The sequence below is a fragment of the Kineococcus sp. NPDC059986 genome, from assembly GCF_040702905.1.
GTDB lineage: Bacteria > Actinomycetota > Actinomycetes > Actinomycetales > Kineococcaceae > Kineococcus.
Map to the genome: position 1 here is coordinate 118,749 of NZ_JBFBND010000008.1, position 23,847 is coordinate 142,595.

Sequence of the window (23,847 nt, forward strand, 5' to 3'; positions counted from 1 at the left end):
CTCACACGACGGGGATCGGGTCCCCCGACCAGACCGGCGGGAGGTCGGCGAGGAGCCGGGGGAGGTCGACGGGGTAGACGACGTCTCCCGACGCGGCGAGCTCGGCGGGGTCCCACCAGCGCAGCTCCGTCACCGACGCCTGTTCCAGCGGGGTCCACCCCGACCGGTCCGGCTCGAAGCCCTCCGCGACGCGGTGGACGAAGAACTCCTCCGTCTGCCGGCACTGCGCCCCGAGGAAGGGGAAGTCGGCCGTCCGGGCCCAGACCGGCCCGTCCAGCACCCCGGGGTCGACGGTGAGACCGGTCTCCTCGCGCAGTTCCCGGGCCGCGGCGGACCGGGCGTCCTCCCCCGGGTCCCGCCCACCACCGACCGTGAACCACCAGTCCGTGCCGGGGCGGGCGGGGTCGGACCCGCGCAGCAGCAGCACCCGGCCCGCGTCGTCGAGCACGACGACGCGGGAGGCGCTGCGGGTGCGGACGCCGTCGGCGCCGACGCCCCACTCGGGGCCGAGGGGGTCCTGCGCCGGAGCGTTCACCAGCCGCGCTGGGCCAGGCGGTGCGGTTCGGGGATCTGGTCCACGTTGAGGCCGACCATGGCCTCGCCCAGACCGCGGGAGACCTTGGCGATGACGTCGGGGTCGTCGAAGAACGTCGTCGCCTTGACGATGGCCTCGGCGCGCTGCGCGGGGTTGCCCGACTTGAAGATGCCGGAGCCGACGAAGACGCCGTCCGCGCCGAGCTGCATCATCATCGCGGCGTCGGCGGGCGTGGCGATGCCCCCGGCGGTGAAGAGGACGACGGGCAGCTTGCCCGTCTCGGCGACCTCCTTGACGAGGTCGTAGGGCGCGCCCATCTCCTTGGCCGCGACGTAGACCTCGTCCGGGGACATGGACCGCAGGCGGTTCACCTCGGCGCGGATGGTCCGCATGTGCGTCACGGCGTTGGAGACGTCGCCCGTGCCGGCCTCGCCCTTGGAGCGGATCATCGCGGCCCCCTCGGTGATGCGCCGCAACGCTTCGCCGAGGTTGGTCGCCCCGCAGACGAAGGGGACGGTGAAGTGGTGCTTGTCGATGTGGTGGGCGTAGTCGGCCGGGGTGAGGACCTCGGACTCGTCGATGTAGTCCACACCCAGGGACTGCAGCACCTGCGCCTCGACGAAGTGCCCGATGCGGGCCTTGGCCATGACGGGGATCGAGACCGCGGAGACGATCGAGTCGATCATGTCGGGGTCGGACATCCGGGACACGCCGCCCTCGGCGCGGATGTCGGCGGGGACGCGTTCGAGGGCCATGACGGCGACCGCGCCGGCGTCGGCCGCGATGCGGGCCTGCTCGGCCGTGACGACGTCCATGATGACGCCGCCCTTGAGCATCTCGGCCATGCCGCGCTTGACGCGGCTCGTGCCGACGACGGGCCCGCTGCTGGTGCTCACTTCGCTGCTCACGGGCGCATCCTACGACCCGGTGCCGTCGCCCTCGCCGTCGAGGAAGTCGGCCGTCTCGGGCAGCCGCGCACGGCCCGCGAGGTGTCCCCACCGCACGATCCGCTTGCCGCGCAACCGGCGCGTCTGGACGACGGCGTCGTTGTGGAAGCGCCGCGCCAGCCGCACCCGGTGGGACGCGTCCAGGACCCGGGCCAGACCCGCCCCGTCGTGCCCCGTCCCGTCGTGCCCCGTCCCGTCCGGCCCCGTCCCGTCCGGCACGGGCAGGGCGACGGCGAGGGCCCGCGTGAGGTCGGACTCGACGCGCCAGCGGTGCGCGTCGTCGGCGTCGTTCACCTCGCGCAGGGCGGCGGGGGTGCGCGGCGCGTCCAGGCTCGTCGTCGCGGCGTCGGCGAGCAGCAGCGCCGACGCCGGGTCGAGGTGGTCGGAGCTCTCCAGCGCGAACTCCAGGGCCGCGCTGGCCCGCCGTGTCAGCTCGGCGTCGAGAGCGGCGCGGCTGGTCTCCACCCGCCGGTGCAGCCGGTCGACCCGCTGGGCCGTCGCCGACAGCCAGCCCGCGAGCGCCACGAGGACGAGGACGACCGTGAGGACCCACGCGACGGCGGTCACCGGGCCCCCCGCGCGTGTCCCCGCCCGTGTCCCCGCCCGTGCCCGAGGACGGTCTCGTAGACCGTGAGGACCTCCCCCGCGACGACCGACCAGTCGTAGCGCGCCGCGGCGGCCTGCCCCGCGGCCGCGAGCGCCGCGCGGCGCGCCGGGTCGGCGAGGAGGCCGAGCACCGCGCGGGCGGCGGCGTCCGGGTCTCCGACGGTGAAGAGCTCCCCGTGCGCGCCGTCCCCGAGGACCCGCCGGAAGGCTCCGAGGTCGGCGGCCGCGACGGCGACCCCGGCGGCCATGGCCTCGACGAGGACGATGCCGAAGCTCTCGCCCCCGGTGTGCGGGGCGAGGTAGACGTCCGCGCTGGCCAGCAGCGACTCCTTGGCCCGGTCGTCGACCGACCCGAGGAACTCGACGGCGTCGCGGTCGGCGGGTCCGAGCAGCTCGCGGGCCGCGGCGACGTCACCGCGGCCGGCGACGAGGAACCGCGCCCCCGGCACGACGGCCCGGACCAGCGGCACCGCCTGGCACAGCAGCGGCAGTCCCTTGCGGGGTTCGTCGAGCCGGCCGACGAAGGCCACGACGGGGCGTTCTGCGGTCCCGGTCCACTCCGCGCGCCGCGGCGCCTGTGCGAAGGCCCGCGTCACGACGCCGTTGGGCACGACGACGGCGTCGCCCCCGACGTGCTCGACGACGGTCCGGCGGGCGTCCTCGCTGACGGCGATGCGGGCCGAGATCTTCTCCAGGCTCGGACGCAGCAGGGGGAAGGCCGCCTGCATCGCCCGCGAGCGCAGGTTGGCGGTGTGGAACGTCGCCACGAGCGGGCCCGTGGTGGCCGGGGTCGCGGCCCACAGCGCGAGCAGCGAGGTGCTCGGGGACAGCGGTTCGTGCACGTGCAGGACGTCGAAGGCGCCCTCGGCCAGCCACCGCCGGACGCGGCCGGCGGTGACGGGCCCGAAGGACAGGCGTGCGACGGAGCCGTTGTAGGGCACGGCCACGACGTTCCCGCCGGGGTCGGCGAAGGGCGGCAGGGTCGACTCGTCGTCGGCGGGAGCGAGCACGCGCACGTGGTGCCCGAGGCCGAGCAGGTGCTCGGCGAGGTCGCGGACGTGGAACTGCACTCCCCCGGGCACGTCGAAGGAGTACGGGCAGACGATGCCGATGCGCACGTCTCAGCGCTCCGGGAAGACCGGCTGGAGGACGTGCCACTCGTCGGGGTGGGCGCGGACGGCGGCGGCGAGGGCGTCCGCGCAGGCCTGCGTCATCTGCGCGACGGCCCGGCGGCGGTGCTCGCGGGCCGGCTCACCCGGTGCCCGGGGCGGGACGGGGACCTGCGGGGCGACATCGAGGACGAGCGTGCGGCGGCCACCGAAGACCTCGTGGTGCAGGCCGAAGGGGAAGAGCGGGGCGCCGGTGGCCAGGGCCAGGGCGGCGGGTCCCTGCGCCATCCGTACGCGGGCGCCGAGGAAGTCGACCTCGACGCCGTTCGCCGTCAGGTCGCGGTCGGCCAGCAGCGGGACGAAGGCGCCGGCGCGGACCCGGCGCACGAGCGTCGGGAAGGTGCCGGGGTCCCCCAACGGCAGGACGTCCACGCCCAGGGAGCGGCGGAAGGCGAGGAACTGCTCGAAGACGGCCTCGGGCCGCAGCCGTTCGGCGACGGTGACGACGGGGGCCAGTTCGGTGGCCGACCACGCGGCGGCGTGGTCCCAGTTCGCGAGGTGGCCGAGGAAGACGACGACGCCCCGACCCTGCGCCAGGGCCGCGCGGACCTCCTCGCCGTGGTCGAGCCGGACGCCGGCCACGGTCCGTTCCCGGCTCCAGCCGGGCAGCCGGAAGACGTCGAGCCAGTACCTCGCGTAGCTGCGCAGGCCGTCGCGGACGAGGGCGTCGAGCTCGGCGGGCCCGGCGTCCGGGCGGGCGTGCGCGAGGTTGCGCCGCAGCTGCGCGGTGCGGGCCCCGCCCCGGCGGGCGACGGCGTCGGCCACGCGGCGGCTGGCGCTGACGGCGACGTCCTCGGGCACGGCCCGGGCGAAGCGCCAGCCGAGCCGGAACCCGCCGGCGACGAGCTGGTCGCGCAGTCTCACGCGTCGGCGGGCGGCACGGCCAGCGCCTGGCGCCGGACCGTGGCCATCCGCTGCACGACGGTGACGGCGCTCGCGACGGCGAGCAGTGCGAGGACGACCTGCAGGAAGACGAGGGGCACGCCGAGTCCGACGAACCCGGCCCCGACGAGGACGGCGACGAGCCGCTCACCGCGTTCGGCGAGCCCGACGTTGGCGGTGAAGCCGAGCCCCTCGGCCCGCGCCTTGACGTAGGAGACGGTGCTGCCGAGGACGAGGCACACGAGCGCCAGCCCGGCCGTCACCTCGGAGTCCCCCCCGCGGGCGAACCAGACGACGAGACCACCGAACAGGGCCGCGTCGGCGATCCGGTCGAGGGAGGAGTCCAGGTAGGCGCCCCACTTGCCGGAGCTGCCCCGGAGGCGGGCCATCGTCCCGTCGATGGTGTCCGACAGGACGAACACGGTGGCCCCGAAGGAGCCCCAGAACAGGTGGCCCGTGGGGTACAGGACGAGCGCGCAGGCCACGACCCCGATGGTCCCGGTGATCGTGACCATGTCGGGTGTGATCCCGCGGCGCAGCAGGAAGCGCGCGACGGGAGTGAAGATCTTCGTGGCGAACGCGCGGCCGTAGGTGTTGAGCATCGTGTCGAAGGGTAGGGCGCTCAGCCGGTCGCGTCGGTGACCCACGCGGCGGCCAGGCGCGCCCGCGTGTCCTCGAGCAGTTCCGGCATCGCCTTCGTCCGCCCCACGACGGGCAGGAAGTTGGCGTCGCCCTGCCAGCGGGGCACGACGTGCTGGTGCAGGTGCGCGGCGATGCCGGCCCCCGCCACCTCGCCCTGGTTCATGCCGAGGTTGAAGCCGGCCGGCGCGGAGGCCGCCGTCAGCGTCCGGACGGCGGCCCGGGTGAACGCCGTGAACTCCGCCAGTTCGGCGGCGTCGAGGTCGACGTAGGCGGACACGTGCCGGTAGGGGCACACCATGAGGTGCCCGGGGTTGTACGGGAAGAGGTTGAGCACGGCGAAGACGTGCTCACCCCGTCGCACGACGAGACCGTCGGCGTCCGAGCGGCCGGGCGCGCGGCAGAACGGGCAGCTCCCGGCCTCGGCGTCGGCGGGTTTGTGCTCGCCCTGGACGTAGGCCATCCGGTGCGGCGTCCACAGCCGGCCGAACCCGTCGGGGTCCCCCGCGAACCCCTCGGCGGGTTCGACGGGGGACGCCTCGGCGGGGGGCTCGGCGGGGGGCTGGGTCACACCTGCACCCGGTCGCGGACGGCGGCCGCGATGCGCTCGACGGCGTCGGCGACGGGCACGCCGTTCTCCTGGCTGCCGTCGCGGAAGCGGAAGGAGACCGCGCCGTTCTCGACGTCCTCGGCCCCGGCGATGAGCAGGAAGGGGACCTTCTGCTTCGTCCAGGTGCGGATCTTCTTCGGCATGCGGTCGTCGGTGTCGTCGACCTCGACGCGGATCCCCGCGGCCCGCAGCCGGTCGGCGACCTCGAGCAGGTGCGGGACGTGGGCGTCGGCGACGGGGATCCCGACGACCTGGACGGGCGCGAGCCACGGGGGGAAGGCGCCGGCGTAGTGCTCGACGAGGACGCCGAAGAACCGTTCGAGGGACCCGAACTTGGCGGAGTGGATCATCACGGGCTGCTGCTTGGTGCCGTCCGCGGCCGTGTACTCCAGCCCGAACCGGGCGGGCTGGTTGAAGTCGTACTGGATGGTCGACATCTGCCACGTGCGGCCGATGGCGTCACGGGCCTGCACGGAGATCTTCGGGCCGTAGAACGCGGCGCCCCCCGGGTCCGGCACGAGGTCCAGACCGGTCGCGACGGCGGCGTCCTCGAGCACCTTCGTCGCGGCGGCCCACTGCTCGTCGGAGCCGATGAACTTCTCCGAGTCCCCGCGGGTCGACAGCTCGAGGTAGTAGTCGTCGAGACCGAAGTCCTTGAGCAGGCCGAGGACGAAGTCGAGCAGGTGGGTGATCTCGCGCGGCGCCTGCTCGGCCGTCACGTAGCTGTGCGAGTCGTCCTGGGTCAGCCCGCGCACGCGGGTCAGGCCGTGGACGACCCCGGACTTCTCGTACCGGTACACCGAGCCGAACTCGAAGAACCGCAGCGGCAGCTCCCGGTAGGACCGCCCCCGCGACCGGAAGATGAGGTTGTGCATGGGGCAGTTCATGGCCTTGAGGTAGTACGTCGAGTTCTCCAGCTCCATGCCGGGGAACATCGTGTCCTCGTAGTACGGCAGGTGCCCGGACGTCTCGAAGAGCCCGCCCTTGGAGATGTGCGGGGTGCCGACGTAGGAGAACCCCTCCTCGATGTGCCGGCGGCGGACGTAGTCCTCCATCTCGCGCTTGACCACCCCGCCCTTGGGGTGGAACACGACGAGGCCGGACCCGATCTCGTCGGGGAAGGAGAACAGGTCCAGCTCGGCCCCGAGGCGGCGGTGGTCGCGGCGCTCGGCCTCGGCCACGCGCTCCTGGTAGGCCTTCAGCTCGTCCTTGGACGGCCAGGCCGTGCCGTAGATGCGCTGCAGCTGGGGGTTCTTCTCGCTGCCGCGCCAGTAGGCGGCCGCGCTGCGCAGCAGGCTGAACCCGTTGCCCACGAGGCGGGTCGTCGGGATGTGCGGCCCGCGGCACAGGTCGCGGAAGGCGACGGAGTCGTCGCGACGGACGTTGTCGTAGATCGACAGACCACCCTCGCCGACCTCGGCGGACGCGCCCTCGGCGGCCTGGTCGGCGGTGGACTTCAGGCCGATGAGCTCGAGCTTGTACGGCTCGGCGGCCATCGCCTCGCGGGCCGCGTCGTCGGAGACCTCGCGCCGCACGAACCGCTGCCCCTCCTTCACGAGGCGCTGCATCGTCTTCTCGATCGTCTTGAGGTCCTCGGGCGTGAAGGGCCGCTCGACGTCGAAGTCGAAGTAGAACCCGTCGCGGATGGGCGGGCCGATGCCGAGCTTGGCCTCGGGGAAGTGCTGCTGGACGGCCTGGGCCATGACGTGCGCGGTGGAGTGGCGCAGCACGGCGAGCCCGTCCTCGGAGGAGACGAGCACCCCCTCGACGACGTCCCCGTCGGCCAGCACGTGGGACAGGTCGCGCAGTTCGCCGTTGACGCGCGCGACGACGACGTCGCGGTCCTCGCTGAACAGCTCGGCCGCCGTCGTGCCCGCGGGGACCTGCCGCGTCTCCTCGTCCCCGACGCCGGTACGGGTGATGGACAGCTGGGCGGACACCGCGGGCCTCCGGGGGTCGGGGGGAAGGACTCCCGCGACTCTAGTCGGGCACTCCCGCACCCAGTCGCACCGCGTCGCCCACGGTGACCGGGCCCGGGTCCACGACCCGCGCGAACACCCCACCGCAGTGCCGCGGGACGCCCGTCACCTCCAGGACGGCGGCCCCGACGTGCAGACGCCGGCCCACCGGCAGGTCCGCCACCAGGTCGAGGACGAGGTTCGCCCGCGAGGTGTCCCCCGACGAGGGGTCCGCGCGCTCGGCGAGGGTGACGACGTGCACGGCCTCCACCTGGCGCGCCCCGCCGGGGACGGCCTCGAGCCGCGCTCCGGGGACACCGAGGAAGGCGGCGAGGTCCTGCCCACCGGGGACGAGGACGACGGGCGGCTGCTCGTCGGCGAGCCGCAGGTCGCGCAGGCGGGGGACGCGCTTGGCCGCGAGCACGGCGCCGGTGGCGTCGACGACGGCGTGGGAGCGGTCCCCTTCGAGGCCGGCGGCGCCGACGAACGCGGTGGAGGGGGAGGTTCCCCCGGCGGACTTCACGGGGAAGAGGTGGATCTCGCGCAGGGCACCGGTGACGGACACCCCACGAGTGTGCTGGGTGGGCGATACTGGGTTCGAACCAGTGACCCCTTCGGTGTGAACGAAGTGCTCTACCACTGAGCTAATCGCCCGGTCGTCGCGCTGGACGCGACCGGCTCCAGAACCATACCGGACCTGCGGGGCAGGTCACGACCACCCTCGGCCGCGCAGCCCTCGTCGTCACTGCCGTCAGCCGCGCTCCAGACCCGGCACCCACTGCAGCTGGGCCGTGACGACCTCGGGCGTCCAGGCCGGCAGGCCCTGCCACGCGAGGTACCCCCAGGCCACCGCGGCGACGGCGAACGCCGTCCCGGCGCCGAGGGCGGCACGGGTGGCCAACGAGCGGTCGGAGATCCACCGGACCCACCGGTGCAGCTGCCGTTCCCCGAAGTGCTTCACGCGCTGCGCGGAGGAGAACTCGCTGCCGAGCACGGCCAGCCCCATGAAGACGACGAGCCAGCCCGGACCCGGCAGGGGCACGAGCGCCAGGCCCACGACGACGACCACCGTCCCCACGGCGCCCACGGCGGCGCGGTAGAGCCTGTTGCGCCGGGCGTCGGCGCGGACGACCTCGCGCCGTGCGTGCAGGGCGGCGCGCAGGCGTCGGACCCGGTGCTGGTGGGCACTGCGCGGGTGGGTGCTGCGAGCCTCCGCCTCCCCACCCGCCACCCGGCCGTCGACGGGTCGCCCGACCGCCTCGGTGGCGCGCGGCGGGTCTGGCAGCCGGGGTCCGGGCGGCCGGGGTCCCCGCATGTCGTCCTCGTCGGACCCGGCTCCCGCTCCCTGGCCTTGCGTGTGCACCGCGCCCACCCGTGCCTCCCGTGCCCTCGGACGACCTGCCCTCCCGGCCTGCTGCCGTGCCCAACGACCGGACCGCCCCGGGCGCTCCCGGAGCCTGGGGAGGATCTGTGGATCCACCCGTGAGCTGCGTCACACGACGCCGTCCAGGGCTGCCGGTGGACGGCCGGGGAACCGGCGGCGACGCGCCGACGTCCCAGTTGCGTCGTTCGGGTGTTTCAACGGGACATTTGGTGGGAAACTCGTCAGCACGGTCGCTGGAGCCCGTCAGCGGCCATGAGCACACGGAGGTCGACGTGCCTGCACTGCCGCACCGCAAGACCGAGGTCGACGTCGACGTCTCCTTGCGGCTCCGCACCACCAGCGGTCCCGGGCTGCCCGTTCCGGCCAGCCTCCACTACGGCGCCGACGACCCGTACGCGATCCACGCCGTCTTCCGCGGCGGAGACGCCGACGTCGAGTGGGTCTTCGCGCGGGACCTGCTCCGCGAGGGACTGAGCGAGCCGTCGGGTGCCGGAGACGTCCAGGTCCGACCCTGCACCGAGTCGGCCGACGGCCGGCCGCGGATCGTCCTGCGCCTGTCCTCGCCCGACGGCAACGCCGAGCTCGAGGCCGACGAGGCCGACGTGCGTCGTTTCCTGCGGCGGGCCGACGCCCTCGTCCCGCCGGGACGCGAGGGCCGCCACCTGGACCTGGACGACCTGATCGCCCGCCTGGTGTCCTGACATCCACTGCCGCACAACGCATCCCCCCGTCCGGGCCACGCCGCGACGGGGGTGATTTGGACCAGCCCGCGATGTCGGCTAGTGTTTTCAACGCCACGGGGAACCGGCCGGGAACGGCGGGAAAACCTGAAGCACGCGGACGTAGCGCAGTTGGTAGCGCATAACCTTGCCAAGGTTAGGGTCGCCGGTTCGAGTCCGGTCGTCCGCTCGGGGTTCGGCTTGCGGGGCGCGAGCCTCACGGTGGAGTGGCCGAGAGGTTAGGCAGCGGCCTGCAAAGCCGTCCACACGGGTTCGAATCCCGTCTCCACCTCCACTCGGCACCGGGTAGCTCCCGGGGCGGAGCACGAGGGCGATTGGCGCAGCGGTAGCGCGCTTCCCTGACACGGAAGAGGTCACTGGTTCGATCCCAGTATCGCCCACCACCACGAAGGCCCGGAACCACTGGTTCCGGGCCTTCGTCGTGTCCGGACACCTCCCCGTCACCGCGATGTCGCGCAGCGTCACGGGATGTCACTCAAATGGACTGATCGGCTGCGGCAGAACGGGTTAACAAATCCGTAACTCCCCCGCAACACGGCTGTCCGGTCCGTACCGTGGACGCCATGCCCCTCGTCCCGACCCCGCACCCCCGGCGACGAGGCCCCCTGCGCGTCCTCTTCGTGCAGGGCCACCTCCGTGAGAACGGGGGGCTGCGCGTCGTCAACGCCCTCGCCGAGCGCTTCGTGGCCGACGGGGTCAGGACCTCGCTCTTCGCCCTCGAGGACGTCGGCTGCAGCGAGCCGGTGGCCCTGCCCGGCCCCGGGGTCCGCCTGCACCTGGGGGCGAGCGCCGACCTGCCGGCCGCCCGCCGCCTGCCGACCGCGCTCGCGCGCCTCCTGCGGGTGGCCCGCGACCACGACGTGGTCGTGTCCGGCTCGGAGATCGGCCACGGGCTCCTCGCGGCCTCGCTGACGGCCCGGGCGCTCGGCAAGCCGTTCGTCGTCCTGGCTCAGGGCGACCTCGACGCGGCCCTGGAGGCCTGGGTCCCGCCGAAGCTGCGCGCGCCGACGCGCTGGGTGCACCGGCACGCCGACGCCGCCGTCGCGGTCTCCCCCGGCCTGGTCCCGGGGCTGGTGGCCAACGGCATCCCGGCCGACCGGGTCCACGTGGTCGTCAACGGCGTCGACGTCGACGCCCTCACCGAACGGGCCACCGAGCCGAGCCCGGTCGCCCTCGACCCGGACCGGCCGACGGTGCTCGCCGTCGGCCGCCTCACGGGGCACAAGGGCTTCGACCTGCTGCTGCGCGCGTCCGCCCGGGTGCGCGGCGCCGGGCACGACCACGAACTCGTCGTCCTGGGCGAGGGACCGGACCGGCCGGCGCTGGAGGCCCTGCGCACCGAGCTCGGCGCCGACCACGTCCGCCTGCCCGGCTTCGTCGACAACCCGGCGGCCCTGCTCGCCCGCGCGGACCTGCTCGTGTCCTCCTCGCGCACCGAGGCCATGCCGCTGACGCTGCTGGAGGCGCTCGCGCTGGCCGTGCCGGTCGTGGCCACGGACTGCTGCGAGGGCTCCCGGCTGCTGCTGGACGACGGACGCCACGGGGCGCTGGTCGCCCCGGAGTCCGTCGACGCCCTCGCCGACGCGCTGACCGCGCACCTCACCGACCAGCGCCCCCTGCGGCACGCCGCCGCCGGTGGCCCGTCCTTCGCCCGCGGCTTCGAACCCCGGCGGCTCGCCCGCCGGCACCTCGAGCTGCTCTCGGCGGTCGCCCACCGGCCGCTGCCCGCCTTCGCTCCGCTGCCGGTGGGGACGGTCGACCCGCGCACGCGGACCGGCCGTGGCCCCTCGCTCGGCACGAACGCCTGACCGTCCGCACCACCGATCCGAGGAGTTGCCTGCTGTGCGCGCGCTCGACCTGCTCCGCCTGTCCACCACGAGCTCCCCGCAGCGGGTCCGTCCCTCGGGACCGCAGCGGGGTCGTGCCCTCGCGCGCCGTGTGCGCGGTGCGGCCGCGACCGCACGGACCGAGGTGCCGCGACGCGTCGGGGAGCGCACGACGGAGGCCGCCCTGGCGGGCTTCCTCACCGACTACGTCTCCGACCGCGAGGAGCACGCCGCGGACGGCAGCGGGCACGCCCTGCGCTTCGCGGCCCGCAACCCCGTCTCGACCGCGGCCGCCGTCGTCGCCGTCCTGCGCCTGCCCCTGCTGCCGGCCCGGCTGGGCAGCGGTCCGGCCGCGGACGTCCTGCGGAGCACGCTGCGCACGCGCCACCTCGGCGGGCTGCCCGTCGCCTCGACGGGTGTCGCGGTCCTCGACGTGCCCGCCGACCCGGCGGAGTACGTGCTGGGCGCGCACCGGCAGACCCTGCGCCGCAAGGTCCGGGCCGCGCAGAAGAAGGGCGTCGGCTGGCGGACCGTCGACGACCCCGCCGAACGACGGGCCCTCGTCGAGCGCGCGAACGCGGCCGAGCAGGCGCACGAGGACACCCAGTACCGCGTCGACGCCCCGGACAACGCCGACCTTCTCGCGCACGACCTGTGGCTCGTGGCCACGGACGCCGACGGGGAGCCGATCATGCTGTCCGTGACACCCGTGGACGGCGAGTGGGGCCTGCTGCGCTACTTCCGCACCCTCGGCTCGTCCCCGGCCCACAGCGACGCGCGGTACCTGCTCATGCCGGTCCTCGTCGAGCAGCTCGCCGCCCGCGGGGTCCGGCACCTCACGGACTCGACCCCGCCGCCGCAGCTGTCCAACGGCCTGCGCCACTTCCAGCGCATGGTCGGGTACCGCTACGCGCGGGTGAAGGTCACCGACCGGTCCTGAACCTCGTCCGCGGCGGAGCGCTGGGTCAGGGGACCCAGCGCCGCCGCTCGGCGGCCTGCGAGCGGGCCCTCTCCCGGGCCGCGGCCTTCGTCGGGTCCGGCCAGACGCGGTCGACGGCGGAGTTCAGGGCGGCCCCGATGAGGACCGTGATGGCCAGGAAGTAGAACCAGATGAGCACGACGATCGGTGCGGCCAGCGGGCCGTAGATCGACGTGGAGGCCCCCGCCACGGAGAAGGACAGCGCCCGCCGCAGGACCCACGAGATCGCCAGCCAGCCCAGCAGGGCCAGCAGCGCCCCCGGCACGTCCCGCCACCAGCGCGAGCGCACGGGCGTGGCCAGGTGGTAGAGCGTGGCCAGGCAGAAGACGGACAGGACGAGGACGACCGGCCAGTACAGGGTCGTCAGCCAGCGCAGGTTGGCCGGGAGCCACTCCCCCAGCAGCTGCGGCCCGATGAGCACGAGCGGGACGACGACGACCCCCACCAGCAGCGCCACGAGGTACGTCGACAGCGACAGCAGGCGCGTGCGGACGATCCCGCGGTGCCCGCCGAGGCCGTACATGATCGCGATCGTGTCGACGTAGACGTTGAGGGCCCGCGACCCCGACCAGACGCTCACGGCGAAGGCCAGCACGGTGAGGTCCGCCCGCCCGCCCGTCGTCACGGAGTCGAACGTCGGCAGGATGACGTCGGCGATGGCCTGGGAGGTGAAGAAGGCCTCGGTGACGCGCGTCAGCTGCTCGCGGGCGGCGTCGACGTCCTCGGCGCCCAGCCAGCGGCCGAGGTAGCCCAGGCTCGCGACGAGCCCGAAGACCAGCGGCGGCAGCGACAGGAGGGCGAAGAAGCCCCCCTCGGCGGCCAGCCCCGTGACCCGGAAGCGCATGCAGGCCTCGACGGTCCCGGTCGCCAGGGCGCGCAGGTCGCGCCAGACCTGCCGGAGGAGCTGCACGAGCCTGAGGGGGCTCGGGCGCGCCGGCGTGGAGGGCGGCACGCGCACGGTGACCTCGTCCCGCGTCCCGGTCGCGTCCTGCGGGCCGGCCACGTCCATGGTCTCCTCGTCGCTCTGCGCGTCCCCGGGGCGCCCACCCGGACGGGAGGGGTCCTCAGGCACCCGCCCACCGTATCGGGCGCGCCCGGGCGGGGGCGGGAGCCACTCCGGGCGTCCCGGGAGGTGCCGGGGGGCGTCTACCGACATGATGTCGGGGCACGACCGCCCACCGACCACCCCGACCTCGAGACCGCTGGAGGGACCACCCCGATGCAGATCTGGCCCGGACGGCCCTACCCCCTGGGCGCCACGTACGACGGCGCCGGGACGAACTTCGCCCTCTTCTCCGAGGTCGCCGAACGGGTCGAGCTGTGCCTCATCGCCGCGGACGGGACGGAGAGCCGGCTCGACCTCCCCGAGGTCGACGGCTTCGTCTGGCACGCCTACCTGCCGGGCGTGCAGCCCGGACAGCGCTACGGCTACCGCGTGCACGGCCCGTTCCACCCCGAGAGCGGAGCCCGGTGCCAGCCGCACAAGCTGCTGCTGGACCCGTACGCCAAGGCCATCGAGGGGCAGGTCGACGGGGACGAGTCCCTCTTCAGCTACCACTTCGACCGGCCGGGCGAGGTCAACGACGACGACTCCCTCGGGCACACGATGCTCTCGGTCGTCGTCAACCCGTACTTCGACTGGGGCAACGACCGGCGGCCGGGGCACGAGTACCACGAGTCGGTGATCTACGAGGCCCACGTCAAGGGTCTGACGATGCTGCACCCCGACATCCCCGAGGAGATCCGCGGGACGTACGCCGCCATGGCGCACCCCGCGGTCATCGAGCACCTGTCGTCGCTGGGCATCACGGCCGTCGAGCTCATGCCCGTGCACCAGTTCGTGCAGGACACCCACCTCGTGGACAAGGGCCTGACGAACTACTGGGGCTACAACACGATCGGGTTCTTCGCCCCGCACAACGCCTACTCCTCGACCGGTCAGCAGGGCCAGCAGGTCCAGGAGTTCAAGTCGATGGTGCGTGCGCTGCACGAGGCGAACATCGAGGTGATCCTCGACGTGGTCTACAACCACACCGCCGAGGGCAACCACATGGGCCCGACGCTGTGCTTCCGCGGCATCGACAACCAGGCGTACTACCGCCTCGTCGACGACGACAAGAAGCACTACTTCGACACCACGGGCACGGGGAACTCGCTGCTCATGCGCTCCCCGCACGTCCTGCAGCTCATCATGGACTCGCTGCGGTACTGGGTGACCGAGATGCACGTGGACGGCTTCCGCTTCGACCTCGCCTCGACCCTGGCCCGGCAGTTCCACGAGGTGGACCGGCTGAGCGCCTTCTTCGACCTCGTCCAGCAGGACCCGATCGTCAGCCAGGTCAAGCTCATCGCCGAGCCCTGGGACGTGGGCGACGGCGGGTACCAGGTCGGCGGCTTCCCCCCGCTGTGGACGGAGTGGAACGGGAAGTACCGCGACACCGTGCGCGACTTCTGGCGCGGTGAGCCCAAGACGCTGGGCGAGTTCGCCAGCCGCGTCAGCGGCTCCTCGGACCTCTACGAGCACTCGGGCCGCAAACCCATCGCCAGCATCAACTTCGTCACCGCGCACGATGGCTTCACGATGCGCGACCTGGTGTCGTACAACGACAAGCACAACGACGCCAACGGCGAGGGCGGGGCGGACGGCGAGAGCCACAACCGCTCGTGGAACTGCGGGGTCGAGGGCGAGACGAAGGACGCGGAGGTCATCGCCCTGCGCGCGCGCCAGCACCGCAACCTCCTGACGACGCTGCTGCTGTCCCAGGGCGTGCCGATGATCCTGCACGGCGACGAGCTCGGCCGCACCCAGCAGGGGAACAACAACGTCTACTGCCAGGACAACGAGACCTCCTGGATCGACTGGAAGCTGACGGCGCCGCAGCGCGAGCTGCTCGAGTTCAGCCGCCGCATCGTCGCCCTGCGCCGCAGCGAACCGGTCTTCCAACGCCGCCGCTTCTTCGCCGGTGAGGCCGGCCACGGCGGGGAGTCCGAGGTCGGGGACATCGAGTGGTTCTCCAACGAGGGCCACGAGATGACGGACGCGGACTGGGGCGACGCCTCCAACCGCACGGTCATGGTCTTCCTCAACGGGGAGGCCATCCCCGAACCGGACCGCCGCGGCGAGCGGATCGTGGGCGACTCCTTCCTCGTGCTCTACAACCCCTGGCACGAGACGGTCGAGTTCACCCTGCCCGAGAAGGCCTACGGCGACGACTGGCGCCCGCGCCTGGACACCGCCGACGACCAGGTCGGCATCGTCTCCATCTTCACCGAGGAATCGGCGTTCTCGCCGGGCGCCAAGCTGCCCGTCGCCGCCCGCTCCGTGCTCGTGCTCGCCCGTGAACCGCTGGGAGACAAGTGACCTACCGTCCGTCGGTGGTGCCCACGGGCACCTACCGCCTGCAGATCCAGCCCGCGTTCACGTTCGACGACGCGGCCGAGCAGGCGGAGCACCTCGCCGCCCTCGGGGTCTCGCACGCCTACCTCTCCCCCGTGCTGGCGCCCGCGACGGGGTCGACCCACGGGTACGACGTCGTCGACCACTCGCAGCTGAACCCCGAGGCGGGCGGGCGCCCGGCCTTCGACCGGCTCTCGGCGCGGCTGCGCGGGGCCGGGTTGGGGGCGGTGGCCGACGTGGTGCCGAACCACGTCGCCGTCCCGACCCCGGCGAGCGACAACGCCCAGCTCTGGTCGGTCCTGCGCGAGGGCCCCGGCTCACCGTTCGCCTCGTGGTTCGACGTCGACTGGTCGGTCCCGGACCGCGCGATCCTCATGGCCGTCCTCGGCCAGCGGATCGGGCAGGTCCTGGCCGCCGGTGAGCTGTCCCTGGACCGCTCCGGCGAGGAACCCGTCCTGCGGTACTACGACCACGTGTTCCCGGTGCGGCCGGGCACCGAGGACCTCCCGCTCGAGCAGCTCGTCGACCGGCAGTGGTACCGGCTGGCGCACTGGCGGGTGGCGGACGAGGAGCTGAACTACCGGCGCTTCTTCGACGTCGACACCCTCGCCGCCGTGCGCGTGGAGGACCCCGCCGTCTTCGACGCCACGCACCGGCTCCTGCTGGAGCTCGTGCACGACGGGTCGCTGCAGGGGCTGCGGATCGACCACCCGGACGGGCTCGCCGACCCGCGCGGGTACCTGGAGCGGCTGGCCGCCGCCACCCGCGAGGGCGACGGTCCCAGCGCGTGGGTCGTCGTGGAGAAGATCCTCGAGGGCGACGAACTGCTCCCCACCGACTGGGCCTGCGCCGGCACCACCGGGTACGACGCCCTGCAGCGCATCGGCGGGGTGTTCCTGGACCCCGCGGGCGCCGAACCGCTCTCGACGTCCTACGCGGCGCTCACCGGGACGGCCGTGCCGTTCGCCTCGGTCGTCGAGGAGGCCAAGCGCGAGGTCGTCGAGAACGGCCTGTACGCCGAGGTGCACCGCCTCGTCGAACTCCTGGCCGGCATCTGCCACGACGACGTCAACCTGCGCGACCACACCCGCCGCGGTCTGCACGAGGCCGTGGTCGAACTGCTCGTCGCGGTCGACCAGTACCGCGCGTACGTCGTCCCCGGGGAGACCGCTCCCGAGGACGCCGTCGCGGTCCTGGACCACGCGGCCGCCGGGGCGCGCACGCGCCTGCCCGCCGAACGCCACGACACCCTCGCGGTCGTCGTGGACCTCGCCCTCGGGCGGGTCGGGGGCGAGGACCCGCGCGCGGCCGAGTTCGTCGTGCGCTTCCAGCAGACCTGCGGACCGGTCATGGCCAAGGGCATCGAGGACACGGCGTTCTACCGCTGGTTCCGGCTGAGCTCGCTCAACGAGGTCGGCGGTGACCCCACGCGCTTCGGCATCTCCCCCGAGGAGTTCCACGCGTTCGCCGCCCGCCTCGCCCGGGACTGGCCCGCCACCATGACGACGCTGTCCACGCACGACACCAAGCGCAGCGAGGACGTCCGGGCGCGGTTGTCCGTCCTGTCGGAGTTCGGTGAGGAGTGGGCCGGGGCCGTCGCGTCCTGGCGGGACCTGGCCGCCGAGCACCGGGACGCCGAACTCGACGCGCGGACCGAACTGCTCGTGTGGCAGACGGTCTTCGGGACCTGGGGGGCCGAGGGCCCCCTGGCGGTCGACCGGCTGCTGGCCTACCTGCAGAAGGCGACCCGCGAGGCCAAGGACCACACGACGTGGACCTCGCCGGACGAGGCGTACGAAACCGCGGTGGAGAAGTTCGCCCGTGGGGTGCTGGCCGACGACGCGGTGCTCGCCGCGGTCGCGGAGTTCGTCGAGCTCACGGCGTCCGCGGCCCGGGTGGCGGTGCTCGGACAGAAGTTCGTCCAGCTGCTCATGCCGGGGGTCCCGGACGTCTACCAGGGCACCGAGGTCGTGGACCTGTCCCTCGTGGACCCGGACAACCGCCGGCCCGTCGACTACGCCGACCGCCGCCGTCGGCTGACGTCCCTGGACTCCGGGTCAGCACCCTCGGACCTGCACGACGAGAAGCTGCTCGTGGTCTCGCGGGCGCTGCGGGTGCGCCGGGACCGCCCCGCGGCCTTCGTCGGGGGCGACTACTCCCCCGTGCCCACCTCCAGCGGCAACGCCCTGGCGTTCTCCCGCGGTCCGGCCGACGCCCCCGAGGTGGTGGCCGTGGCGACTCGTCTGCCGGTGTCGTTGCACCGCAACGGTGGCTGGGGCGAGCACACGCTGACGCTGCCCGAGGGGCGGTGGCGCAACCTCGTCGACGTGACGGGTTCCGGCCCCGTCGTCGACGGTGGTTCGGTGCGCATCGCCGACCTGCTGACCGACCTCCCGGTGGCGCTGCTGGTCCGCGCCGGCTGAGGGGGGCGGCTCCGGTCGCCGCGCGCCCGCACTTCGGACAGGCTGTGGCCATGCAGTTCGGAGTGTGGGCGCCGCGCGCGCAAGAGGTGGAACTCGTCCTCGACGGGGCGGCGGTGGCCATGGAGCCCACCGGGTCCCCGCGGGAGGGCTGGTGGTCGGTCGAGGCCGACGCGGCCCACGGAGCGCGGTACGCGTTCCGCCTCGACGGCGGCGACGAACGTCCCGACCCGCGCACGGGGTGGCAGCCCGACGGCGTGCACGCCGCCAGCGCCGTGGTGGACCCGGCCACGTTCTCCTGGACCGACGGCGACTGGGCCGGCCGCGACGTCCGCGGCGCCGTCGTCTACGAGCTGCACGTCGGGACGTTCACCCCCGAGGGGACGTTCGCAGCCGCTGTCCAGAAGCTGGACCACCTCGTCGACCTCGGCGTCGACGTCGTCGAGGTCCTGCCCGTCTCGGCGTGGGACGGCCCCTGGAACTGGGGGTACGACGGTGTCGCGCCGTACGCGGTGCAGCACGAGTACGGGGGTCCCGAGGGTCTCGCGGCCTTCGTCGACGCCTGCCACGCACGGGGTCTGGCCGTGGCGCTCGACTGCGTCTACAACCACCTGGGTCCGAGCGGGAACTACCTGGGCGAGTTCGGCCCGTACTTCACCGAGAAGCACGACACCCCGTGGGGCGCCGCGGTGAACCTCGACGACACGGGGTCGGTCGAGGTGCGGCGGTGGATCTGCGACAACGCGCTGCGCTGGTTCCGGGACTTCCACGTCGACGCCCTGCGCCTGGACGCCGTCCACGCCCTGGTCGACGACTCCGACCGGCACGTGCTGCAGCAGCTGGCGGACGAGACCGCGGCCCTGTCCGCCGACCTCGGGCGTCCCCTGGGCCTCGTCGCCGAGTCCGACCTCAACGACGCCGTCATGGTGACGCCGACGGCGCAGGGTGGTCGCGGGATGACCGCGCAGTGGGACGACGACGTCCACCACGCCCTGCACGCCTGGCTCACCGGGGAACGTCAGGGGTACTACGCCGACTTCGGCGACGCCGAGGTCGTGGCGACGACGTTCGAGGAGGCGTTCTTCCACGCCGAGCGGTTCTCCACGTTCCGCGGGGAGGTGTGGGGGAAGGAGGTCGACCGGTCCGTCGTCCCGGGCACCGCGTTCCTGGGGTACCTGCAGACCCACGACCAGGTGGGCAACCGCGCGGTGGGCGACCGCATCGGGCACCTGCTCACGCCCGCCCGGCAGGCCGCCGGCGCCGCGCTGTACCTGCTCGGGCCGTTCACCCCCATGGTGTTCATGGGCGAGGAGTGGAACGCCTCGACCAAGTGGCAGTTCTTCACGAGCTTCCCCGACCCCGAGCTCGGCAAGGCCGTCAGCGAGGGCCGTCGCGGCGAGTTCGGTCAGCACGGCTGGGACGCCGAGGACGTGCCCGACCCGCAGGACCCGGCGACGCGCGAGGCCTCCGTCCTGGACTGGGACGAGGTGGAGCACGACGGCCACGCCCGGATGCTGGCCTGGTACCGGACGTTGACCGGTCTGCGGCGGTCCGTCCCCGCCCTCGCGGACGCGGACCTGAGCGCGGTGCGGGTGGACGTGCAGGGCGACGGCCGGAGGGGCTCGCTGGTCCTGCACCGCGGCGACCACCGTGTCGTCGTCACCCTCGGGGCCGGCGCGGACGTCGACGTGGCGGGGACGCCCGTCGAGGTCGTCGCGGCCTGGTCGGAGGGCGCTGCACCGGAGCTGCTCGGCGACGGGGTCCGGACGGCGTCCGAGGGCGTCGTCGTGGTCCGCGTCGCGTGACGGAGCCCGCCGACCTGGTCCGCCAGGCCGCGGTCCGCATCGCCGCGCTGGCGCAGGACGGGCTGACGTACGCGGTCGGGGACCCGGCGAAGGACTACGACGCGGCGCGGTACCGCGAGCTCACCGAGCTCGCGGCCGACCTCCTGGCGGCGGTCTCGACGACCCCGCGCGACGTCCTGCGGGCCGTCCTGGACGCTGACACCGGCTACGCGACGCCGAAGGTCGACGTCCGGGCGGGTGTGCTCGACGAGCGCGAGCGGTTCCTGCTGCTGCGCGAGCGCAGCGACGGGTTGTGGTCGCTGCCCGGCGGGTGGGCCGACCCCGGGGACCGCCCGGGCCCCGCGGCCGAGCGCGAGGTGCTGGAGGAGACGGGCTGGCCCGTGGAGGCCGTCAAGGTCGTCGGGGTGTGGGAGCGGGACGCGCGCGGCAAGCAGCCGCCCATGCCGGTGAGCGTCTTCCACCTCTACTTCCTGTGCCGCGTCACCGGTGAACGGGTGCCGCCGAGCGAGCTGGAGACGCTGGAGGTGGGGTGGTTCGGCCTCGACGAGCTGCCCGCGCTGTCCGAGCGCCGGATCAGCCGCTGGGAGCTGGAGCGGCTGCTCGCCCACCACCGCGAGCCCACGCTGCCGACCGAGTGGGACTAGGCGGGGTCTAGTCTCGGCTGTTGCAAGTGAACCGCAACAGGCTGGAGCCCCTCCCGTGCGCTGGACCCGCGACGACTCGCGCCGACTGCTGCGACTGCTGGGGGTCGTGCTGGCGCTGCACGTCGTCGGCTGGGGCGTGCTCGGGCTCTTCGTCGTGCCGCACGGATACTCGGTGGGCCAGCAGGTCTTCGGCTGGGGCCTGGGCCTGACGGCGTACGTCTTCGGGGTCCGGCACGCCTTCGACGCCGACCACATCGCGGTCATCGACGGCACGACGCGCAAGCTCACGGGTGACGGGCAGCGGCCGCTGTCGGTCGGGTTCTGGTTCTCCCTGGGCCACTCCAGCGTGGTGTTCGCGATGGCCGTCGTCGTCGCGACGGGGGCCCGGTTCGCCTCCTCCCTCGTCAGCGACGGCTCCACCGCGCACGACGCGCTGGGCGTCTTCGGCACGTCGGCGGCCGGCGTCTTCCTGTGGGTGATCGGCCTCGTCAACCTCGTCTCCCTCGCCGGGATCCTGCGCACCGCGCGCCGTCGCCGACGCGGCGAGCTCGACGACGCCGCGCTGCAGCAGCGCCTCGCCCTCGACGGGGCGGTCGCGCGCGTCCTGCGCCGGTTCACGAGCCGGATCCGGTCCCCGCGCCAGGTCTACCCCGCCGGGCTCCTCATGGGGCTCGGGTTCGACACCGCCACCGAGGTCGCCCTGCTCGTGCTGGCCGGCACGGCCGCGGTGACGCTGCCCTGGTACGCCGTCCTCGTCCTGCCCGTGCTGTTCACCGCGGGGATGAGCCTGTTCGACACCCTCGACGGGGCGTTCATGAACCTCGCCTACGACTGGGCGCTGGCGAACCCGTTGCGGCGCCTGGCCTACAACGGGGTCGTGACGGGCGTCTCGGTGGCCGTCGCGCTCGGGATCGGCACCGTGCAGCTGACGACGGTGCTGCACGAGGAGCTGGGCCTGCACGACGGTCCGACGACGTGGGTGTCGGGTCTGGACACCGAGCACGTCGGGTACGCCGTGGCGGGCCTGTTCGTCGTGGTGTGGGTCGCCGCGCTCGTGTGGTGGCGGGCGACCCAGCGGTCGTCACCGGCCCGCCGCGCCTCGCACGAACCGGCCTGAGGCGCCTACCCCGCGAGCGCCGCGCCGTCGCGGGCCAGGGCGGACAACCGCGACACCGCACGCAGGTACTTCTTGCGGTAGCCGCCGCCGAGGAGCTCCTCGGTGAAGACGGAGTCGAAGGGCACGCCGGAGGCCACGACGGGGATGTCCCGGTCGTAGAGCCGGTCGGCGAGCACGACGAGGCGCAGCCCCACCATCTGGTCGCTGACGGTCCCGACCCCCTGCAGGCACACGGCGCTCGTGGAACCCACCATGGCGCCGTAGCGGCTGGGGTGGACCTCGGCCAGGTGCGCCAGCACTCGCCCGAACGGGTCGAACGTCGCCCCCGGCCGGGCGGCCGCGACGCGACGGACGTCGTCGTCGGACAGGGGGGCGGGGGCGGCCGGCAGACCGCGGTGGCGGTAGTCCTCGCCGTCGACGCGCTGGACGGCGAACTGCCCGGCGAGGGCCTGGATCTCGCGCTGGAAGTCCTGCGCGGCGAAGCGGCCCTCCCCCAGCGCGCCCGGCAGCGTGTTGGACGTGGCGGCGAGCTTGACCCCGCGGTCGACGAGCTCGCGCATGAGCCGGGACATGAGCACCGTGTCACCGGGGTCGTCGAGCTCGAACTCGTCGATGCAGACGAGGTGGTGCGGGGCCAGCGCCTCCACCGCGGGCAGGAACCCGAGTGCGCCGACGAGGTTCGTGTACTCGACGAAGGTGCCGTAGGCGGCCCGCCGGCCGCCCTCGGTGACCACCTGGTGGTACAGCGAGGACAGCAGGTGCGTCTTGCCGACGCCGAACCCGCCGTCGAGGTACATCCCCGGCGGGCCGGACGGCGCGCTGCGGCGCCGGAACAGGCCCTTGCGGCCGGAGTCGCCGGCGACGACGGAGGCCCCGAAGGCGGACATCCCGGCCACGGCCTCGGCCTGGGACGGGTGCTCGGGCGAGGGCACGTAGGTGGAGAAGCGCACGTCGGCGAAGCGGGGCGGCGGCACCAGCTCGGCGACGAGCTGTTCCGGGGGGACCCGCGGGTTGCGGTCGGCCAGGGAGTCCAGTCCGGCCTCGGGCCGCGGGAGGGATCCGGTCACGACCGACCAGACTAGTGAACGCGGACTGGCGGTGTCGGAGGGGTCTGGCAGGATCGCGGACGGCGGGAACGAAGCCAGCGACTCCCGGGTTGGACGGGGTGTCGCGGTGGCCCGACCGCCACCGCCCGCCGATCGCTGGAGGACCGACCGTGAGCACGCCGCTGGACACCGACGCCAAGCTCGCCGCGTACGCGCACCCCGAGAAGCTCGTGACGACGGCCTGGCTGGCCGAGCACCTCGGGGACTCCGGGCTCGTCGTCGTCGAGAGCGACGAGGACGTCCTGCTGTGGGACACGGGTCACGTCCCCGGTTCGGTGAAGGTCGACTGGCACACCGAGCTCAACGACGCCGTGACCCGCGACTACGTCGACGGCGAGGGGTTCGCGCGCCTCATGGCGGCCAAGGGGATCTCCCGCGACGACACCGTCGTCGTCTACGGCGACAAGAACAACTGGTGGGCCGCCTACGCCCTGTGGGTGTTCACCCTCTTCGGCCACCCGGACGTGCGCCTGCTCGACGGTGGTCGCGCCAAGTGGATCGCCGAGGGCCGCGAGACGACGACGGACGCCCCGCAGCGCCCCACGACGGACTACCCCGTCGTCGAGCGCGACGACTCCGCGATCCGCGCGTTCAAGGAGGACGTCCTCGCCCACGTCCAGGCACCCGGCGGCGGCAAGCTCGTCGACGTCCGCTCCCCGCAGGAGTACACGGGTGAGCGCACGCACATGCCCGACTACCCCGAGGAGGGGACGGTCCGCGGTGGTCACATCCCCGGCGCCGACAGCGTCCCGTGGGCCCGGGCGGCCGCCGAGGACGGCACGTTCAAAGCGCGCGCGGACCTCGAGGCGATCTACCAGGGCGAGAAGGGCCTGTCCCCCGACGACGACGTGATCGCCTACTGCCGCATCGGGGAACGGTCGAGCCACACGTGGTTCGTGCTGTCGCAGCTGCTGGGCTTCGGATCGGTCCGGAACTACGACGGGTCCTGGACCGAGTGGGGCAACGCCGTCCGGGTGCCCATCGCGAAGGGCCCGGAGAAGGGTTCCGTCGCGGGGACGTCCGCGTGAGCGACGTCGTGACGGACGGTCTGGACGACTCCCCCACCGCCGGTTTGCCCCCGGC

Annotated in this window: 21 protein-coding genes and 4 tRNA genes; 12 read left to right on the forward strand and 13 right to left on the reverse strand. The window is 73.6% G+C overall.

Annotation, left to right across the window (positions count from 1 at the left end):
* Position 1: 1 nt before the first annotated feature.
* The 11 genes from AB0637_RS08550 to AB0637_RS08600 all read right to left on the reverse strand — a co-directional run bounded on the left by AB0637_RS08550 (position 2) and on the right by AB0637_RS08600 (position 8,661).
* Positions 2 to 535, reverse strand: coding sequence for an NUDIX hydrolase (locus tag AB0637_RS08550; RefSeq protein WP_366171313.1), 534 nt, complete (start codon positions 533 to 535; stop codon positions 2 to 4).
* Complete coding sequence (gene pdxS, locus AB0637_RS08555) at positions 532 to 1,443, reverse strand: pyridoxal 5'-phosphate synthase lyase subunit PdxS (RefSeq protein ID WP_366171315.1); 912 nt, start codon at positions 1,441 to 1,443, stop codon at positions 532 to 534. The genes AB0637_RS08550 and pdxS overlap by 4 nt, the downstream gene beginning before the upstream one ends.
* A 9-nt stretch (positions 1,444 to 1,452) precedes the next feature.
* The gene (locus AB0637_RS08560; RefSeq protein WP_366171317.1) at positions 1,453 to 2,049 is read right to left on the reverse strand and encodes a hypothetical protein; all 597 of its coding nucleotides are present in this window, start codon (positions 2,047 to 2,049) and stop codon (positions 1,453 to 1,455) included.
* Positions 2,046 to 3,206 (reverse strand): glycosyltransferase family 4 protein, encoded by a 1,161-nt coding sequence (locus tag AB0637_RS08565; RefSeq protein ID WP_366171319.1) that lies wholly within the window; start codon positions 3,204 to 3,206, stop codon positions 2,046 to 2,048. Before AB0637_RS08565 ends, AB0637_RS08560 begins: the two co-directional genes overlap by 4 nt.
* Positions 3,207 to 3,209: 3 nt before the next feature.
* The gene (locus tag AB0637_RS08570; RefSeq protein ID WP_366171320.1) at positions 3,210 to 4,121 is read right to left on the reverse strand and encodes a phosphatidylinositol mannoside acyltransferase; all 912 of its coding nucleotides are present in this window, start codon (positions 4,119 to 4,121) and stop codon (positions 3,210 to 3,212) included.
* On the reverse strand, positions 4,118 to 4,741 hold the full coding sequence (gene pgsA, locus AB0637_RS08575; protein WP_366171321.1) for a phosphatidylinositol phosphate synthase: 624 nt from the start codon (positions 4,739 to 4,741) through the stop codon (positions 4,118 to 4,120). The genes AB0637_RS08570 and pgsA overlap by 4 nt, the downstream gene beginning before the upstream one ends.
* Before the next feature lie 20 nt (positions 4,742 to 4,761).
* Positions 4,762 to 5,349: an HIT domain-containing protein gene (locus AB0637_RS08580; RefSeq protein WP_366171322.1), complete on the reverse strand. Its 588-nt coding sequence runs from the start codon at positions 5,347 to 5,349 to the stop codon at positions 4,762 to 4,764.
* Positions 5,346 to 7,328 carry a threonine--tRNA ligase gene (gene thrS, locus AB0637_RS08585; protein ID WP_366171323.1) on the reverse strand — a complete coding sequence of 661 codons (1,983 nt, stop codon included), beginning with the start codon at positions 7,326 to 7,328 and terminating at the stop codon, positions 5,346 to 5,348. The genes AB0637_RS08580 and thrS overlap by 4 nt, the downstream gene beginning before the upstream one ends.
* A gap of 40 nt (positions 7,329 to 7,368) precedes the next feature.
* On the reverse strand, positions 7,369 to 7,911 hold the full coding sequence (locus tag AB0637_RS08590) for an MOSC N-terminal beta barrel domain-containing protein (RefSeq protein ID WP_366171324.1): 543 nt from the start codon (positions 7,909 to 7,911) through the stop codon (positions 7,369 to 7,371).
* A 17-nt stretch (positions 7,912 to 7,928) separates the two neighbouring features.
* Positions 7,929 to 8,000, reverse strand: a tRNA-Val gene (locus AB0637_RS08595).
* A 97-nt stretch (positions 8,001 to 8,097) separates the two neighbouring features.
* Entirely contained in the window at positions 8,098 to 8,661 is a 564-nt protein-coding gene (locus AB0637_RS08600; protein WP_366171325.1) for a TIGR02611 family protein, read from the reverse strand.
* 350 nt (positions 8,662 to 9,011) lie between these two features.
* Between AB0637_RS08600 and AB0637_RS08605 the strand changes: the two genes are divergently transcribed.
* The 6 genes from AB0637_RS08605 (at position 9,012) to AB0637_RS08630 (ending at position 12,236) form a co-directional block, all read left to right on the forward strand.
* Positions 9,012 to 9,431 carry an SsgA family sporulation/cell division regulator gene (locus tag AB0637_RS08605; RefSeq protein WP_366171359.1) on the forward strand — a complete coding sequence of 140 codons (420 nt, stop codon included), beginning with the start codon at positions 9,012 to 9,014 and terminating at the stop codon, positions 9,429 to 9,431.
* Between the two features lie 135 nt (positions 9,432 to 9,566).
* Positions 9,567 to 9,639, forward strand: a tRNA-Gly gene (locus AB0637_RS08610).
* Positions 9,640 to 9,670: 31 nt separating this feature from the next.
* Positions 9,671 to 9,744 (forward strand) — tRNA-Cys (locus tag AB0637_RS08615).
* Positions 9,745 to 9,778: 34 nt separating this feature from the next.
* Positions 9,779 to 9,853 (forward strand) — tRNA-Val (locus AB0637_RS08620).
* Positions 9,854 to 10,033: 180 nt separating this feature from the next.
* The gene (locus tag AB0637_RS08625) at positions 10,034 to 11,278 is read left to right on the forward strand and encodes a glycosyltransferase (RefSeq protein ID WP_366171326.1); all 1,245 of its coding nucleotides are present in this window, start codon (positions 10,034 to 10,036) and stop codon (positions 11,276 to 11,278) included.
* 34 nt (positions 11,279 to 11,312) lie between these two features.
* A complete protein-coding gene (locus AB0637_RS08630) occupies positions 11,313 to 12,236 on the forward strand; it encodes a hypothetical protein (RefSeq protein WP_366171327.1) in 924 nt (307 codons plus the stop codon).
* A 25-nt stretch (positions 12,237 to 12,261) separates the two neighbouring features.
* On the opposite strand, the gene AB0637_RS08635 is transcribed toward AB0637_RS08630, so the two are convergent.
* Positions 12,262 to 13,347 (reverse strand): YihY/virulence factor BrkB family protein, encoded by a 1,086-nt coding sequence (locus AB0637_RS08635; protein ID WP_366171328.1) that lies wholly within the window; start codon positions 13,345 to 13,347, stop codon positions 12,262 to 12,264.
* A 147-nt stretch (positions 13,348 to 13,494) separates the two neighbouring features.
* On the opposite strand from AB0637_RS08635, the gene glgX reads away from it, so the two are divergent.
* The 5 genes from glgX to AB0637_RS08660 are packed head-to-tail and all read left to right on the forward strand — an operon-like array spanning position 13,495 to position 21,658.
* Positions 13,495 to 15,636, forward strand: coding sequence for a glycogen debranching protein GlgX (gene glgX, locus AB0637_RS08640; protein WP_366171329.1), 2,142 nt, complete (start codon positions 13,495 to 13,497; stop codon positions 15,634 to 15,636).
* A 17-nt stretch (positions 15,637 to 15,653) separates the two neighbouring features.
* Positions 15,654 to 18,095, forward strand: coding sequence for a malto-oligosyltrehalose synthase (gene treY, locus AB0637_RS08645; protein WP_366171330.1), 2,442 nt, complete (start codon positions 15,654 to 15,656; stop codon positions 18,093 to 18,095).
* A gap of 50 nt (positions 18,096 to 18,145) precedes the next feature.
* Complete coding sequence (gene treZ, locus AB0637_RS08650) at positions 18,146 to 19,897, forward strand: malto-oligosyltrehalose trehalohydrolase (RefSeq protein ID WP_366171331.1); 1,752 nt, start codon at positions 18,146 to 18,148, stop codon at positions 19,895 to 19,897.
* Positions 19,894 to 20,541, forward strand: a complete 648-nt coding sequence (locus AB0637_RS08655; protein ID WP_366171332.1) for an NUDIX hydrolase N-terminal domain-containing protein — start codon at positions 19,894 to 19,896, stop codon at positions 20,539 to 20,541. Before treZ ends, AB0637_RS08655 begins: the two co-directional genes overlap by 4 nt.
* Positions 20,542 to 20,596: 55 nt before the next feature.
* Positions 20,597 to 21,658, forward strand: a complete 1,062-nt coding sequence (locus AB0637_RS08660; RefSeq protein WP_366171333.1) for a HoxN/HupN/NixA family nickel/cobalt transporter — start codon at positions 20,597 to 20,599, stop codon at positions 21,656 to 21,658.
* 5 nt (positions 21,659 to 21,663) lie between these two features.
* On the opposite strand, the gene zapE is transcribed toward AB0637_RS08660, so the two are convergent.
* Positions 21,664 to 22,725, reverse strand: a complete 1,062-nt coding sequence (zapE, locus tag AB0637_RS08665) for a cell division protein ZapE (protein ID WP_366171334.1) — start codon at positions 22,723 to 22,725, stop codon at positions 21,664 to 21,666.
* 149 nt (positions 22,726 to 22,874) lie between these two features.
* Here zapE and AB0637_RS08670 point away from each other — a divergent pair, with 149 nt between their 5' ends.
* Positions 22,875 to 23,792 (forward strand): sulfurtransferase, encoded by a 918-nt coding sequence (locus AB0637_RS08670; protein WP_366171335.1) that lies wholly within the window; start codon positions 22,875 to 22,877, stop codon positions 23,790 to 23,792.
* Positions 23,793 to 23,847 lie beyond the last annotated feature (55 nt).